Source organism: Pantoea sp. Cy-640, assembly GCF_011752635.1.
Classification (GTDB): Bacteria; Pseudomonadota; Gammaproteobacteria; order Enterobacterales; family Enterobacteriaceae; genus Pantoea; species Pantoea dispersa.
The window spans coordinates 349592-364133 of the sequence record NZ_VWXB01000004.1; the positions used below are offsets into that span (position 1 = coordinate 349592).

14 protein-coding genes are annotated in these 14542 nt (G+C 57.5%); 8 read left to right on the forward strand and 6 right to left on the reverse strand.

What is annotated here, in order from left to right:
* Positions 1 to 52: 52 nt before the first annotated feature.
* The gene (gene sgrR, locus F3J36_RS13100) at positions 53 to 1714 is read right to left on the reverse strand and encodes an HTH-type transcriptional regulator SgrR (RefSeq protein WP_166719841.1); all 1662 of its coding nucleotides are present in this window, start codon (positions 1712 to 1714) and stop codon (positions 53 to 55) included.
* 254 nt (positions 1715 to 1968) lie between these two features.
* On the opposite strand from sgrR, the gene F3J36_RS13105 reads away from it, so the two are divergent.
* A complete protein-coding gene (locus tag F3J36_RS13105) occupies positions 1969 to 3150 on the forward strand; it encodes an MFS transporter (protein ID WP_021507575.1) in 1182 nt (393 codons plus the stop codon).
* Between the two features lie 154 nt (positions 3151 to 3304).
* Here the strand turns inward: F3J36_RS13105 and leuD are convergent, their stop codons facing one another.
* The 5 genes from leuD to leuL form a co-directional block, all read right to left on the reverse strand.
* Positions 3305 to 3910, reverse strand: a complete 606-nt coding sequence (gene leuD, locus F3J36_RS13110; RefSeq protein ID WP_021507574.1) for a 3-isopropylmalate dehydratase small subunit — start codon at positions 3908 to 3910, stop codon at positions 3305 to 3307.
* Positions 3911 to 3913: 3 nt separating this feature from the next.
* Positions 3914 to 5320 carry a 3-isopropylmalate dehydratase large subunit gene (gene leuC / locus F3J36_RS13115; protein WP_058759634.1) on the reverse strand — a complete coding sequence of 469 codons (1407 nt, stop codon included), beginning with the start codon at positions 5318 to 5320 and terminating at the stop codon, positions 3914 to 3916.
* 4 nt (positions 5321 to 5324) lie between these two features.
* Positions 5325 to 6416 carry a 3-isopropylmalate dehydrogenase gene (leuB, locus tag F3J36_RS13120; RefSeq protein ID WP_166719842.1) on the reverse strand — a complete coding sequence of 364 codons (1092 nt, stop codon included), beginning with the start codon at positions 6414 to 6416 and terminating at the stop codon, positions 5325 to 5327.
* Positions 6417 to 6418: 2 nt separating this feature from the next.
* On the reverse strand, positions 6419 to 7981 hold the full coding sequence (gene leuA / locus F3J36_RS13125; protein ID WP_166719843.1) for a 2-isopropylmalate synthase: 1563 nt from the start codon (positions 7979 to 7981) through the stop codon (positions 6419 to 6421).
* 93 nt (positions 7982 to 8074) lie between these two features.
* Positions 8075 to 8158, reverse strand: a complete 84-nt coding sequence (gene leuL, locus F3J36_RS24375) for a leu operon leader peptide (RefSeq protein WP_125308910.1) — start codon at positions 8156 to 8158, stop codon at positions 8075 to 8077.
* Positions 8159 to 8290: 132 nt separating this feature from the next.
* On the opposite strand from leuL, the gene F3J36_RS13135 reads away from it, so the two are divergent.
* The 7 genes from F3J36_RS13135 to ftsL all read left to right on the forward strand — a co-directional run bounded on the left by F3J36_RS13135 (position 8291) and on the right by ftsL (position 14528).
* Positions 8291 to 8470 (forward strand): hypothetical protein, encoded by a 180-nt coding sequence (locus F3J36_RS13135; protein ID WP_132466716.1) that lies wholly within the window; start codon positions 8291 to 8293, stop codon positions 8468 to 8470.
* Positions 8471 to 8889: 419 nt separating this feature from the next.
* Positions 8890 to 10614: an acetolactate synthase 3 large subunit gene (gene ilvI, locus F3J36_RS13140; protein ID WP_031279705.1), complete on the forward strand. Its 1725-nt coding sequence runs from the start codon at positions 8890 to 8892 to the stop codon at positions 10612 to 10614.
* A gap of 2 nt (positions 10615 to 10616) precedes the next feature.
* A complete protein-coding gene (ilvN, locus tag F3J36_RS13145) occupies positions 10617 to 11108 on the forward strand; it encodes an acetolactate synthase small subunit (protein WP_010615603.1) in 492 nt (163 codons plus the stop codon).
* 197 nt (positions 11109 to 11305) lie between these two features.
* On the forward strand, positions 11306 to 12316 hold the full coding sequence (gene cra, locus F3J36_RS13150) for a catabolite repressor/activator (RefSeq protein WP_010615604.1): 1011 nt from the start codon (positions 11306 to 11308) through the stop codon (positions 12314 to 12316).
* Between the two features lie 492 nt (positions 12317 to 12808).
* A complete protein-coding gene (gene mraZ, locus F3J36_RS13155) occupies positions 12809 to 13267 on the forward strand; it encodes a division/cell wall cluster transcriptional repressor MraZ (protein WP_021507569.1) in 459 nt (152 codons plus the stop codon).
* Between the two features lie 2 nt (positions 13268 to 13269).
* Positions 13270 to 14211: a 16S rRNA (cytosine(1402)-N(4))-methyltransferase RsmH gene (gene rsmH, locus F3J36_RS13160; protein WP_021507568.1), complete on the forward strand. Its 942-nt coding sequence runs from the start codon at positions 13270 to 13272 to the stop codon at positions 14209 to 14211.
* Positions 14208 to 14528, forward strand: a complete 321-nt coding sequence (gene ftsL, locus F3J36_RS13165; RefSeq protein ID WP_021507567.1) for a cell division protein FtsL — start codon at positions 14208 to 14210, stop codon at positions 14526 to 14528. Before rsmH ends, ftsL begins: the two co-directional genes overlap by 4 nt.
* Positions 14529 to 14542 lie beyond the last annotated feature (14 nt).

Here is a 14542-nt window from a genome sequence, read left to right on the forward strand (position 1 = left end):
AGGACAACGCGAAAGGTTCACCTGCCGGTCGTGTTGTCCGATGCTGCCCTTTTTACAGCTCCGGCGGGGCGAACCAGGCGGACTTGAAGTCAAACCAGCCGAGCGTGTTCAGCCGCACGCCACGCATGCTGCGCTGGCCCTCCAGCAGCAGCCAGTGATGAAACAGCGGATGCAGATAGTCGCTGTTTACCAGCTGTTTGCTCCACTCCGCCAGCGGCAGCGCTTTCTCACGCCAGCGCGCGGCGTCGGCCTGCCAGTCGAGCGGGATACAGTGATGCATCAGCGGTAGCTCGTAGAGCTGAGCGAACAGGGCGTAGTCGAGCGGCAGGGTAAAGTTGACGCTGCCCAGCCAGATGTCACTCTCGCCCGCGCCGTCGAACCAGCTTTCGTAGCTCACTTCGCGGGTAATCAGCTCGACGCCCTGCTGCGCCAGCAGCGGCCGCAGCGCATTGGCGATGCCCTCGTGTTCGACGTGGTGGCTGTACCAGCTGAGCGTCAGCTGGGTCACGCCGTCGGGCTTGTGGGCTGGGGTGATATCGCGCCGATGGTGCCAGCGCGGCAGCAGGCCATAAGCCGGGAACCAGTAGCGCTGATAGCCGATGCCGGCATGATTGAGCAGCGCGATAGGGTTAAGCAGATCGCTCACCCAGCGGCGGAAACCGGCATCGCGCCCGCGTTCAGATCGCTGATCGAACAGCAGAAAATAGCAGCCCTCTTCGAGGCGACTCTCTTCCGATTTTTCGTCGTCGTTTTCGCCTTCCAGTTTTACACCGGCGTAGACCAGCTCATCGCTGATCTCCGGCAGCACCCAGATCGAGACATCATCAATCAGCGCGCGGTAGCCGAAGTAGTCATCAAACGCGGCGATTTTCAGCTGGGTTTGCTGATTGCGCACCACGCTGTACGGACCGGTGCCAATGGGCTGACGGGCGAAGTGGCGCAGCGTCGGCCACTCACGCGGCAGAATCATGGCGCTGACGCTGGCCAGCAGCCACGGCAGCCAGCAGTCCGGCTGGCTGAGATGGATATCCAGCGTCCACGGCGCCGGCGAGTGCAGCTGGTCGATGTGCGAAAAAAGCGGCTGGCTGCGCACCCGTTCCAGTGAAGCGATGACATCCTCCATCTCCAGCTCGCGACCATGATGAAAGCGGATTGCCGGCCGCAGGAAGAAGCGCCAGTGCAGCGGAGAGGTTTGCTGCCAGTGATGGGCAATGTCGGCGGCGATTTCCCCCTTTTCCTCATTTATACGCGTCAGGCCGCTGAATATCTGTCGCGCCAGATGGGTTTCTGAACGGCGCAGCGGCGAGCCGGGCAGCAGGTTAGGCAGGGGCCGGTAGTAGAGCACGCGCAGAATATGCTTGCCCTGGCGAAAGCTGCGGCCAAGGTGCGCGGCAATCATCTGTCGCACCTGGTTTTTATCGCCCACCAGCTGCACCAGCTGGTCGATGCGATCCTGCTCCAGCAGGTCTTCGGCGCGCTGCTGCTGTAGCGCCAGTCCGGTGTAGCAGAAGCTCAGCAGCGAGCGTTTACCGCGACCGGCTTCAGCCTGCCAGATCAGCCAGCCCGCCGCCTGCATGGCGTTCAGCAGGTTACGCATGTGGCGGCGTGAGCAGTGCAGCAGTTCGGCCAGCTCGCTCAGCGTGGTTTCCTGATCCTGGCCCTGACAGTGTTGCCACAGGCGAATGAACTGCTGTTGCAGACGCGCAGAGGACATAAAAGGGGAACTCCTTCTCGACTTCGCTCAGTTTTTCCTGCCCCATATTAGAGGCATACTGGCGGGTAATGGAAGAGCGGGAGGCATTCAGTAATGAATGGCGCTCTGCCAGCGGTTCCGCCGACGTGGAACCTTTTCTGAGTAGGGTGCAATTTCACCGCCAGCGGAGTTTTTCTCTGCTGGCTTTTTTCGTTTTGCTGTGGAATCTTCTACGCTGTTTTTTTCCCGGTCTTTTTCCTCAAAGGGATTTCTGCATGAAATCGCTGTTACCGCGGCCGCGCCGCCTGAATCCGGTTTACCTCTCCTTTATGGCGGTGTCATTTATGGTCGGCGTGGCGGGGGCGTTACAGGCGCCGACGCTCAGCCTGTTTTTGACGCGTGAGGTGCAGGTGCGGCCGTTCTGGGTCGGCCTGTTCTTTACCATCAACGCCGTCGCCGGGATCGTGATCAGCCTGCTGATGGCGAAGCGTTCGGATAACCGTGGCGATCGCCGTCATCTGATCCTGTTTTGCTGCCTGATGGCGGTGGCCAACGCGCTACTGTTTGCCTTTAACCGTCACTATCTGACGCTCATCACCCTCGGTGTGCTGCTGTCGGCGCTGGCCAGCGTGGCGATTCCGCAGATCTTCGCGCTGGCGCGTGAATATGCCGATCAGTCGGCGCGTGAAGTAGTGATGTTCAGTTCGGTGATGCGCGCGCAGCTGTCGCTGGCGTGGGTGATTGGGCCGCCGCTGTCGTTCGCGCTGGCGCTCAACTACGGTTTCGTCACGCTGTTCTGCGTGGCGGCGGTGATTTTTCTGCTGAGTATGCTGCTGATCTGGCGCACGCTGCCCTCGGTGCCGCGCATCGCCGCCACGCCGGAGCAGGTGCTGATGCAGCTCAGCCCGTGGAAAGACAGCCAGGTGCGGCTGCTGTTTATCGCCTCGGTGGTGATGTGGGCGTGTAATACCATGTATATCATTGATATGCCGCTGTATATCAGCGCAACCCTTGGCCTGCCGGAGAAGCTGGCGGGTCTGCTGATGGGCACCGCCGCCGGGCTGGAGATCCCGATCATGCTGCTGGCCGGCCATTACGCGAAGCGCTACGGCAAGCGCAAGCTGATGCTGCTGGCGCTGGTGGCGGCGATTGTATTTTATCTCGGGCTGGTGCTGTTCCGTTCTCAAACCGCGCTGATGGTGCTGCAGCTGTTTAATGCCGCGTTTATCGGCATCATCGCCGGCATAGGTATGCTGTGGTTTCAGGATTTGATGCCGGGCCGTGCCGGTGCGGCGACCACCATGTTCACCACCTCGATTTCAACCGGGTTGATTATCGCCGGCCTGATCCAGGGGATACTGAGTGAGCGCTTTGGTCATGAGTCGGTGTACTGGCTGGCGTTAGTGATGGCGGTGGTGGCGCTGGTGCTGGCGGCGCGTGTACGCGATGCGCGGTGAGGGCGGTGTGGAGATTGAAGGTCGCCATCAATGGCGACCCTGCGGGGCATTGCGCGTTTCGGGCATGTTTTGCACATCTTTGGTCGCCATCAATGGCGACCAAATTACTGGCGCGTTTGCTGTAGGGTGCGCCTTGCTGCGCACCGGGTAAACCTTAACGCAGAAACGCTGGCTGGCTGGATTCGTAACTGGCGATGGACGCTTCATGCTGCAGCGTCAGGCCAATGCTGTCGAGGCCGTTGATCATGCAGTGACGGCGGAAGCTGTCGATTTCAAAGTGGTAAACCTTGTCGCCGGCGGTGACGGTCTGCGCTTCGAGATCCACGGTGAAGCGGATACCCGGCTGCGCGGCCACCAGTTTGAACATTTCATCGACCTGCTCTTCGCTCAGCTTTACCGGCAGCAGCTGGTTGTTAAAGCTGTTACCGTAGAAGATGTCAGCGAAACTCGGCGCAATCACCACGTGAAAACCGAAGTCGGTCAGCGCCCACGGCGCGTGTTCACGCGAGGAGCCGCAGCCAAAGTTCTCACGCGCCAGCAGGATGCTGGTGCCTTTGAACTCCGGCTTATTCAGCACGAAGCTGGCGGTCGGCTGGGTGCCGGCGTCATCATCAAAACGCCAGTCGTGGAACAGGTGTGCGCCAAAGCCGGTGCGCGTCACTTTCTGTAAAAACTGCTTCGGGATGATGGCATCGGTGTCGACGTTTGCGGCATCCAGCGGGGCCACAATCCCGGTGTGTTGGGTAAATTTGTTCGCCATGGCTTAAGCTCCCTGAGTCAATTCACGAATGTCGGCAAAACGACCGGTTACCGCCGCCGCAGCAGCCATCGCCGGGCTCACCAGATGGGTGCGACCGCCGCGACCCTGGCGACCTTCAAAGTTACGGTTACTGGTTGAGGCACAGCGCTCGCCCGGATTCAGACGGTCGTTGTTCATCGCCAGGCACATCGAACAGCCCGGCAGACGCCATTCAAAACCGGCTTCGAGGAAGATTTTGTCCAGGCCTTCGGCTTCAGCCTGCGCTTTCACCGGACCGGAACCTGGCACCACCATCGCAACCACGCCCGGCGCGACTTTGCGGCCTTTGGCGATCGCGGCAGCCGCGCGCAGATCTTCGATACGTGAGTTAGTGCAGGAACCGATAAACACTTTATCGATCGCTACCTCAGTCAGTTTGATGCCCGGCTGCAGATCCATATAGGCCAGCGCTTTCTCGGCGGAAGCACGTTCAACCGGATCGGCAAACGAGGCCGGATTCGGGATGGCCTGATCCACGGCCATCACCTGGCCCGGATTGGTGCCCCAGGTGACCTGTGGCGCGATATCGGCAGCATTCAGCGTCACAACGGCGTCAAACTGCGCGTCGCTGTCAGACTTCAGCGTGCGCCAGTAAGCCACTGCCTGCTCCCACTGCTCGCCCTTCGGCGCAAACTGCTTGTCTTTCAGATAGGCAAACGTGGTGTCATCCGGTGCTACCAGGCCCGCTTTGGCGCCCATCTCAATCGCCATGTTGCACAGCGTCATGCGGCCTTCCATGCTCAGCGCTTCAATCGCCGGGCCACAGAATTCAACCACGTGACCGGTGCCGCCGGCGCTGCCGGTTTTACCGATGATCGCCAGCACGATGTCTTTGGCGGTGATGCCCGGCGCAGCTTCGCCCAGCACTTCAATCTTCATGGTTTTCGCCCGGCCCTGTTTCAGGGTCTGGGTGGCGAACACGTGCTCCACTTCGGAGGTGCCGATACCGAACGCCAGGGAACCGAAGGCGCCGTGCGTTGCGGTGTGCGAGTCGCCGCAAACGATGGTCATGCCTGGCAGCGTCATGCCCTGCTCAGGACCGATCACGTGCACAATGCCCTGGAACGGGTGGTTCAGGTCATACAGCTGAATGCCGAACTCAGCACAGTTCTTCATCAGCTCCTGCATCTGAATACGTGCCATTTCACCCGAGGCGTTGATGTCTTTGGTCTGGGTGGAAACGTTGTGGTCCATGGTGGCAAAGGTCTTCGACGGCTGGCGCACTTTGCGGCCGTGCGCACGCAGACCGTCAAACGCCTGCGGCGAGGTGACTTCGTGAATCAGGTGACGATCGATATACAGCAACGGCGTTTCGTCTGGCGCTTCGTGAACGACATGTGCATCAAATAACTTCTGGTATAAGCTTTTCATTTTGTTATTTTTCCTCGCTGATGTAACCGGCAATGATGCTGCCCATTTCATCGGTGCTCACGGCAGGGCCGTCACCGGCCAAATCACGGGTGCGATGGCCCGCTTCCAGCGCACGGCTTACCGCGCGCTCAATGCTATCCGCAGCGGCGTCAGCGTTCAGGCTGAAACGCAGCAGCATCGCCAGCGACAGAATCTGCGCAATCGGGTTGGCGATGTTCTGGCCGGCGATATCCGGTGCGGAACCGCCCGCCGGTTCGAACAGGCCGAATCCCTCTTCATTCAGGCTGGCCGAAGGCAGCATGCCCATCGAGCCGGTAATCATCGCGCACTCGTCCGACAGAATGTCACCAAACAAATTCGAGCAGAGTAAAACGTCAAACTGCGACGGATCCTTAATCAGCTGCATGGTGGCGTTGTCGATGTACATATGGCTCAGCTGCACATCCGGATAATCTTTTGCCACTTCGTTGACGATTTCACGCCACATCACTGAGGTCGCCAGCACGTTAGCTTTATCAACGGAAGTCACTTTGTTACGACGCTTGCGCGCAGCTTCAAAGGCGTTGCGGGCAATACGCTCGATTTCGAAACGGTGATAGACCTCGGTATCAAAAGCGCGTTCATGCGCGCCGCTGCCTTCGCGGCCTTTCGGCTGGCCGAAATAGATGCCACCGGTCAGCTCACGCACGCACAGGATATCGAAGCCGCGGGCGGCGATGTCGCTGCGCAGCGGGCAAAATGCTTCCAGACCTTTGTACAGCGCCGCCGGGCGCAGGTTGCTGAACAGTTTGAAGTGTTTACGCAGCGGCAGCAGCGCACCGCGCTCAGGCTGGCCAGCCGGCGGCAGGTGTTCCCATTTTGGACCGCCGACCGAGCCGAACAGAATGGCATCGGCCTGCTCAGCACCGGCCACGGTGGGGGCGGGTAAAGGTTCACCGTGACGATCGATGGCGATACCGCCGACATCATATTCGCTGGTGGTGATGCGCATATCGAAGCGCGCGCGAATCGCGTCGAGAACTTTCATGGCCTGCGCCATCACTTCCGGACCGATTCCGTCGCCTGGCATTACCGCAATATGATAAGACTGAGTCATAGTTACACCGTTTCCTTCTGATCTTTAAATTTACGCTGCAATTCTTTTTCGACCTGCTTTGCCCGCCAGATATTGTTCAGGGCATTCACCATCGCTTTCGCCGAGGATTCGACGATATCGGTCGCCAGGCCCACGCCGTGGAATTTACGTCCGTTGTAGTTGACCACGATATCGACCTGACCCAGCGCGTTTTCACCGTGGCCTTTCGCGGTCAGCTTGTAGTTCACCAGCTCAGCATCGAAGCCGGTGATACGGTTAATAGCCTGGTAGACGGCATCAACCGGACCGTTACCGGTGGCGGCGTCGGCTTTGGCCTCTTCGCCGCAGCCCAGCTGCACCGACGCCGTCGCAGTGACGCTGGAGCCGGTCTGCACGTTGAATTCGTTCAGCTGGAAGTACTCCGGCTCTTCATTCTGCTTATTAATGAAGGCCAGCGCTTCCAGGTCGTAATCGAACACCTGGCCTTTTTTGTCCGCCAGCTTCAGGAAGGCATCGTACAGCGTATCCAGGTTGTAATCGGACTCTTTGTAACCCATCTCTTCCATACGGTGCTTCACGGCGGCACGGCCGGAGCGGGAGGTCAGGTTCAGCTGAATTTTGTGCAGGCCAATCGATTCTGGCGTCAGGATTTCGTAGTTTTCACGGTTCTTCAGCACGCCATCCTGATGAATACCGGAGGAGTGGGCGAAGGCGTTGGAACCGACCACCGCTTTGTTGGCCGGGATCGGCATGTTGCAGATCTGGCTGACAATCTGGCTGGTGCGGTAGATTTCCTGATGATTGATATTGGTGTGCACGTTCATGATCTGCTGACGGGTTTTAATCGCCATGATCACCTCTTCCAGCGCACAGTTACCGGCGCGCTCGCCCAGGCCGTTCAGCGTGCCTTCGACCTGACGCGCACCGGCCAGCACTGCCGAAATGGCGTTACCGGTCGCCATGCCCAGATCGTCATGGGTGTGAACGGACAGAATCGCTTTGTCGATGTTCGGCACGCGCTGTACCAGCTGACCAATAATGTTGGCGTACTCGCCCGGCAGGGTGTAGCCCACGGTGTCCGGAATATTGATGGTGGTGGCGCCGGCGTTGATCACGGCTTCTACCATGCGGCACAGGTCGTCAATTGGCGTACGGCCACCGTCTTCGCAGGAGAACTCAACGTCATCGGTATAGTTGCGCGCCCGCTTAATCATGTGCACCGCGCGTTCGATCACTTCCGGCAGCGTGCTGCGCAGTTTAGTGGCGATGTGCATCGGCGAAGTGGCGATAAAGGTGTGAATACGGAAGGCGTCGGCCACGCGCAGCGATTCGTAAGCCGCGTCGATATCTTTCTCGACACAGCGCGCCAGACCACACACGCGGCTGTTTTTGATGGTCCGGGCAATGGTCTGCACGGATTCGAAATCACCCGGCGAAGAGACCGGAAAACCGACTTCCATTACATCCACGCCCATCCTTTCCAGCGCCAGGGCGATCTGCAGTTTTTCTTTAACACTCAGGCTGGCCTGTAATGCCTGTTCGCCGTCGCGCAGAGTGGTATCGAAAATTATTACTTGCTGGCTCATGGTCATCTTCCTTTTGCATTGACTTCGCCGGTGCTACGAGCATAAAAAAACCCGCGCAGTGGCGCGGGTTTTTTAACTTTCAGCAGGTTCGAATCAGTTGTTGATTTCGCCCACGAGTCTACCGCGCAAACTGGATGCGTTAAGTAGTAGACCGAGTAGACGAAAAGAACGTGACATGAATCAAACCTCGTAAAATGAGTGCTGCACATATTGGTACTGGATTCGCCTGGCGATGTCAACCCTAAGTGAAAGGGTATTTCTCTGGCCGGAAAAGGGCGATGTGCTGGGATTATCGGTCATCACAGAGCATTGCCATTAATTAACGGTGGCTTAGCGCGTTATGCCACTTTAAAAAATCTTTTAAAAAAGGCGGATAATTTTAAGTTGCTGAATTATATGTTTTTAGTAAGGCTTATTCGTCAGGTGGAAAAACAAGATAAAGCTTGTTGCTTAGCAGATTGTGATGTGGAAGAGGGATTTAAGAGTTAATCACGCCAGAAACGCGGTAACGGAAAAAATTGTGGGCTAAACACGCTGGCAATATGAAAATCATATTTCTTACAACACGCTGTAAATAATCTGCAAACCAGCATTTTCCTCTGTCCTTATGCCATCGCATTAGTTTATTCCTCCCGGGCGATAATCACGCGTCAGTGCCTTTTTTGTCACTGACAGCGCCGTGCCGCCTTATGACGTTTGCAGGCCGGGTTTTCTGCGGTTATGGTAATCGACCTACTCTCAAAAGAATCCACGCAGGTAGATTCCCTGTACCTGGAAGACGAAATGAATGGCGTCTTCTGAGCATAAACATAAGGTTTTGATCTTAATTGGCAATAAAGGGACAGATGCGAGCGGCACGCAGGATAGCGTTTGCTGGCGCAGCTGGCTCTCAAGCCTGGAGGCAGAAAATGGAGATGTTGTCAGGAGCCGAAATGGTCGTCCGTTCGTTAATCGATCAGGGCGTTAAGCAGGTATTCGGTTATCCGGGCGGTGCGGTGCTCGATATTTATGATGCGCTGCAAACGGTCGGTGGTATTGACCACGTGCTGGTGCGTCACGAGCAGGGCGCTGTACATATGGCGGATGGCCTGGCGCGCGCGACCGGCGAAGTCGGCGTGGTGCTGGTCACCTCAGGTCCTGGCGCTACCAACGCCATCACCGGTATTGCGACCGCTTATATGGATTCCATTCCGCTGGTGATCCTCTCCGGTCAGGTGCCGTCCTCGCTGATTGGCTATGACGCCTTCCAGGAGTGCGACATGGTGGGGATTTCGCGTCCGGTGGTGAAGCACAGCTTCCTGGTGAAAAGCACCGAAGAGATTCCGACGGTGCTGAAAAAAGCCTTCTGGCTGGCGGCCAGCGGTCGTCCGGGGCCGGTGGTGATCGATCTGCCAAAAGATATTCTGAATCCGGCCAACAAGCTGCCTTACGTGTGGCCGGAAACCGTCAGCATGCGCTCTTACAATCCGACGCTGCAGGGCCACAAAGGCCAGATCAAGCGCGCGCTGCAGACGCTGCTGGCGGCGCACAAGCCGGTAATTTACGTCGGCGGCGGGGCCATTACTTCAGGCTGCGAGGCGGAACTGCTGCAGCTGGCAGAGCAGCTGAATATTCCGGTCACTACCTCGCTGATGGGGCTGGGCGCGTTCCCGGGCACGCATCGTCAGTGTGTGGGCATGCTGGGTATGCACGGCACCTATGAAGCCAACATGACCATGCACAATGCCGATCTGATCTTTGGTATCGGCGTACGCTTCGACGACCGCACCACCAACAATCTGGCGAAGTATTGCCCGAATGCCACCGTGATGCACATTGACGTCGATCCGACCTCGATCTCCAAAACCGTCAGCGCCGATATTCCGATTGTCGGCGATGCCAGACAGACGCTGACGCAGATGCTGGAGCTGCTGGCGCAGAGCGAGGCGAAGCAGGAGCTCGACAGCCTGCGTGACTGGTGGCAGAGCATTGAAGGCTGGCGCAGCCGCAAGTGCCTGGAGTTTGACCGTACCAGCGACAAAATCAAACCGCAGGCGGTGATCGAAACCATTTGTCGTCTGACGCACGGTGAGGCGTATGTGACCTCGGACGTCGGCCAGCACCAGATGTTCGCCGCGCTTTACTATCAGTTCGATAAACCGCGCCGCTGGATCAACTCCGGCGGCCTCGGCACTATGGGCTTTGGCCTGCCGGCGGCACTCGGCGTGAAGATGGCGCTGCCGCAGGAAACCGTAATTTGCGTGACCGGCGACGGCAGTATCCAGATGAACATTCAGGAGCTGTCGACCGCGCTACAGTATGACCTGCCGGTGCTGGTGCTGAACCTGAACAACCGCTTCCTCGGCATGGTGAAACAGTGGCAGGACATGATTTACTCCGGCCGCCATTCACAATCCTATATGGAATCGCTGCCGGACTTCGTGCGTCTGGCGGAAGCCTATGGCCACGTGGGCATCGCGATTCAGCATCCGGCTGAGCTGGAAGAGAAGCTGCAGCTGGCGCTCGATACGCTGGCGAAAGGGCGTCTGGTGTTTGTGGATGTCACGGTGGACGGCAGCGAGCACGTCTACCCGATGCAGATTCGCGGTGGCGCGATGGATGAGATGTGGTTGAGCAAAACGGAGAGGACTTAATTATGCGTCGTATTTTATCAGTTCTGCTGGAGAACGAATCCGGCGCATTGTCGCGCGTGGTGGGGCTGTTTTCCCAGCGCGGCTATAACATTGAGAGCCTGACCGTCGCACCGACCGACGATCCTACCCTGTCGCGTATGACCATTCAGACCGTGGGCGACCAGAAAGTGCTGGAGCAGATCGAAAAGCAGCTGCACAAGCTGGTGGACGTGTTGCGCGTCAGCGAACTGGGGCAGGGCGCTTACGTCGAGCGTGAAATCATGCTGGTGAAGATTCAGGCCAGCGGGTACGGTCGTGAAGAGGTAAAACGCAGCGCGGAAATTTTCCGTGGGCAGATCATCGATGTGACGCCGACGCTGTACACGGTTCAGCTGGCCGGCACCAGCGATAAACTCGACGCGTTCCTCAACACCGTGCGCGAAGTGGCGGAAATCGTTGAAGTGGCGCGTTCCGGCATCGTCGGGGTATCACGCGGCGATCGCGTAATGCGTTAATACCGCAAAGTTATCATCGGTTTTCAAGCTAACCCGGCGGAATGCCGGGTTTTTTTATTTTATGCGCTTCGGCCGCTTGTGCATGAAAAGCGGTTGCTCAGCGTACTGTTCTGCGGTTAGATGTTACAAATGTTTTACCCTTAGCTACTCTGCGGACATTTTCGCCAGCCCTGGCTTATCAGAATTAAGGTGTCATCGTGAAACTGGATGAAATTGCGCGCCTGGCGGGCGTGTCGCGCACCACGGCGAGCTATGTCATCAATGGCAAAGCGCGGCAGTATCGTGTCAGCGACAAAACCGTTGAGAAAGTCATGGCGGTGGTGCGTGAGTACAACTATCACCCCAACGCGGTGGCTGCGGGCCTGCGCGCCGGACGCACCCGTTCGATTGGTCTGGTGATCCCCGATCTGGAAAACACCAGTTATACCCGCATCGCCAACTATCTTGAACGCCAGGCGCGTCAGCGCGGCTATCAGCTGCTGATTGCCTGTTCTGAAGATCAGCCGGATAACGAAATGCGCTGCATTGAGCACCTGCTGCAGCGTCAGGTGGATGCGATCATCGTCTCCACGTCGCTGCCGCCGGAACATCCGTTCTATCAGCGCTGGGTCAACGATCCGCTGCCGATTATCGCGCTGGACCGCGCGCTGGATCGTGAACACTTCACCAGCGTGGTCGGTGCCGATCAGGATGACGCGCAGGCGCTGGCGGCTGAATTGCGTCAGCTGCCGGTGAAAAACGTGTTGTTTCTCGGCGCGCTGCCGGAGCTGTCGGTCAGCTTCCTGCGTGAAATGGGGTTCCGCGAGGCGTGGCAGGGTGATGAGCGCCCGATCGATTTCATCTATTGCAACAGCTTTGACCGCGCCGCAGCGGCGACGCTGTTTGAAAAATACCTCGAAGACCACGCGATGCCCGAAGCGCTGTTTACCACCTCGTTTGGCCTGCTGCAGGGGGTGATGGACGTGACGCTGAAGCGTGACGGCCGCTTGCCGACAGACCTGGCTATTGCGACTTTCGGCGACCACGAATTATTAGACTTTCTGGAGTGCCCGGTGCTGGCGGTAGGGCAGCGCCATCGCGATGTCGCTGAGCGTGTGCTCGAGCTGGTGCTGGCTTCGCTGGATGAGCCACGCAAACCGAAGCCAGGTTTAACCCGTATCCGCCGTAATTTATTCCGCCGCGGACAATTAAGTCGTCGCGCTAAATGAAGCGTCGGGCGAGACGTCGCCCGCGCTAATTTCTCTCATCCATATTTAACCAGACGCACACGGGCGTAAAAAAGCGTAAATTATCATCGCCCCGGCTAACGAATTATCGGCGCTGGATTTTCTTATTTGTTTACATCTTCAGCAATCGCGCATAGCAGAGCTGACGCGATGGTGCTGGGCTTCCTTTCAGAAATCCCCTAAAATGCCGCCGCCGTCGCAGATTGGGGCAGAATAATCGCAGCGGTAAAATTGCGCTAATTTTCACCGATAAATCTAACGCAAATTTTTTTTATACTGTTATTCATCAGGTTAATTTTAAATTGACCATTCATTCTCCTCTTATTCTTCTCTCCGGTTAATTTCATTCGGTGTAAAGAGTGATATTCACTTGCCGTTGCGGCTTGACAAGGATTTCATCGGCTCCGTAAACTCGTTTCGTGGTAAAAAGTGGGATAAAGTGGTGAAAACGGGTAACTGAGGGGTAGGGCTGGCATGTTCCGTGGAGCAACGTTAGTCAATCTCGACAGCAAAGGGCGCCTGGCGGTGCCGACGCGTTATCGCGAATTGCTGCTCGCAGAGTCTCAGGGTCAAATGGTTTGCACCATTGACCTCCATCAGCCCTGCCTGCTGCTTTATACCCTGCCCGAATGGGAAATTATTGAGAAAAAACTGGCCCGGTTATCCAGTATGAATCCGAACGAGCGTCGCGTGCAGCGTCTGCTGTTAGGACATGCCAGCGAGTGCCAGATGGATAACGCAGGCCGTTTACTGCTGGCGAATACGTTGCGCCAGCATGCGAGCCTAACCAAAGAAGTGATGCTGGTTGGACAGTTCAACAAGTTTGAGCTGTGGGATGAACAGACCTGGTATCAACAAGTTAAGGACGATATTGACGCAGAACAGTCAGCTCAGGAGCCTTTATCTGAGCGGTTGCAGGACTTGTCGCTATAGCTATGCAGGAAAATTTTAAACACACCACGGTGCTGCTCGATGAGGCGGTTAACGGCCTTAATATCAGGGAAGACGGCATTTATATTGACGGCACCTTTGGTCGCGGCGGTCACTCACGCCTGATCCTGTCGCAGCTTGGCGCGCACGGGCAGTTACTGGCGATCGATCGCGATCCGCAAGCCATAGCCGCAGCCGCTGAGATAAAAGATCCACGTTTCTCGATTGTGCACGGGCCGTTTTCAGCGCTGGCTGAGTATGTCGAAGAGCGCGGGCTGACCGGCAAAATCGACGGCGTACTGCTGGATTTGGGCGTCTCTTCGCCTCAGCTGGATGACGCCGAGCGCGGTTTCTCCTTTATGCGCGACGGGCCGCTGGATATGCGTATGGATCCGACGCGCGGTCAGTCGGCAGCCGAGTGGTTGCAGAGCGCGGAAGAGGCAGATATTGCGTTTGTGCTGAAAACCTACGGCGAAGAGCGCTTCGCGAAACGCATCGCCCGCGCCATTGTCGAGCGCAACCGGGAACAGCCGATGACGCGCACCAAAGAGCTGGCCGATCTGATTGCGGCGGCAACGCCGGTAAAAGACAAGTTTAAGCATCCGGCGACGCGCAGCTTCCAGGCGATACGCATCTGGATCAACAGTGAGCTGGAAGAGATCGATATCGCGCTGAAAGGGGCATTAACGGTGCTGGCACCGGGCGGGCGTTTATCCATCATCAGCTTCCACTCACTGGAGGATCGGCTGGTGAAGCGCTTCATGCGTGACCAGAGCCGCGGTCCGCAGGTGCCGGCCGGGATTCCGATGACCGAGAGCCAGCTGAAAGCGCTGGGCGGACGTGAACTGAAAACCCTCGGCAAGCTGATTCCTGGCGAAGCCGAAGTCAAAGACAACCCGCGCGCGCGCAGTTCGGTCCTGCGTATCGCTGAGAGAACCGCATCGTGATTGGCAATGAGCGTCACAGCCTGCCCGGCGTCATTGGTGGCGATCTGCTGCGTTTTGGCAAGATCCCGCTGCTGCTGCTGATCGCCGTGCTGGTTTCTTCGGTGCTGGTGGTGACCACCACGCATAAGACCCGTCTGCTGACGGCGCAGCGTGAGCAGCTGGTGCTGGAGCGTGATGCGCTGGATATCGAATGGCGCAACCTGATCCTCGAAGAGAATGCGCTGGGCGATCACAGCCGGGTAGAACGGATAGCAACCGATAAGCTGCAGTTGCAGCATGTTGATCCTTCACAGGAAAATATTGTGGTGCAGAAATAAGGAATCGCAGACCT

Bases quoted from the DNA above. Each gene is read 5' to 3' on its own strand.
- leuD (WP_021507574.1), bottom strand. From the start codon at position 3,910: ATGGCGAACAAATTTACCCAACACACCGGGATTGTGGCCCCGCTGGAT.
- ilvN (WP_010615603.1), top strand. From the start codon at position 10,617: ATGCGTCGTATTTTATCAGTTCTGCTGGAGAACGAATCCGGCGCATTG.
- mraZ (WP_021507569.1), top strand. From the start codon at position 12,809: ATGTTCCGTGGAGCAACGTTAGTCAATCTCGACAGCAAAGGGCGCCTG.
- leuA (WP_166719843.1), bottom strand. From the start codon at position 7,981: ATGAGCCAGCAAGTAATAATTTTCGATACCACTCTGCGCGACGGCGAA.
- sgrR (WP_166719841.1), bottom strand. From the start codon at position 1,714: ATGTCCTCTGCGCGTCTGCAACAGCAGTTCATTCGCCTGTGGCAACAC.
- F3J36_RS13105 (WP_021507575.1), top strand. From the start codon at position 1,969: ATGAAATCGCTGTTACCGCGGCCGCGCCGCCTGAATCCGGTTTACCTC.
- rsmH (WP_021507568.1), top strand. From the start codon at position 13,270: ATGCAGGAAAATTTTAAACACACCACGGTGCTGCTCGATGAGGCGGTT.
- leuB (WP_166719842.1), bottom strand. From the start codon at position 6,416: ATGACTCAGTCTTATCATATTGCGGTAATGCCAGGCGACGGAATCGGT.
- leuC (WP_058759634.1), bottom strand. From the start codon at position 5,320: ATGAAAAGCTTATACCAGAAGTTATTTGATGCACATGTCGTTCACGAA.
- ilvI (WP_031279705.1), top strand. From the start codon at position 8,890: ATGGAGATGTTGTCAGGAGCCGAAATGGTCGTCCGTTCGTTAATCGAT.
- leuL (WP_125308910.1), bottom strand. From the start codon at position 8,158: ATGTCACGTTCTTTTCGTCTACTCGGTCTACTACTTAACGCATCCAGT.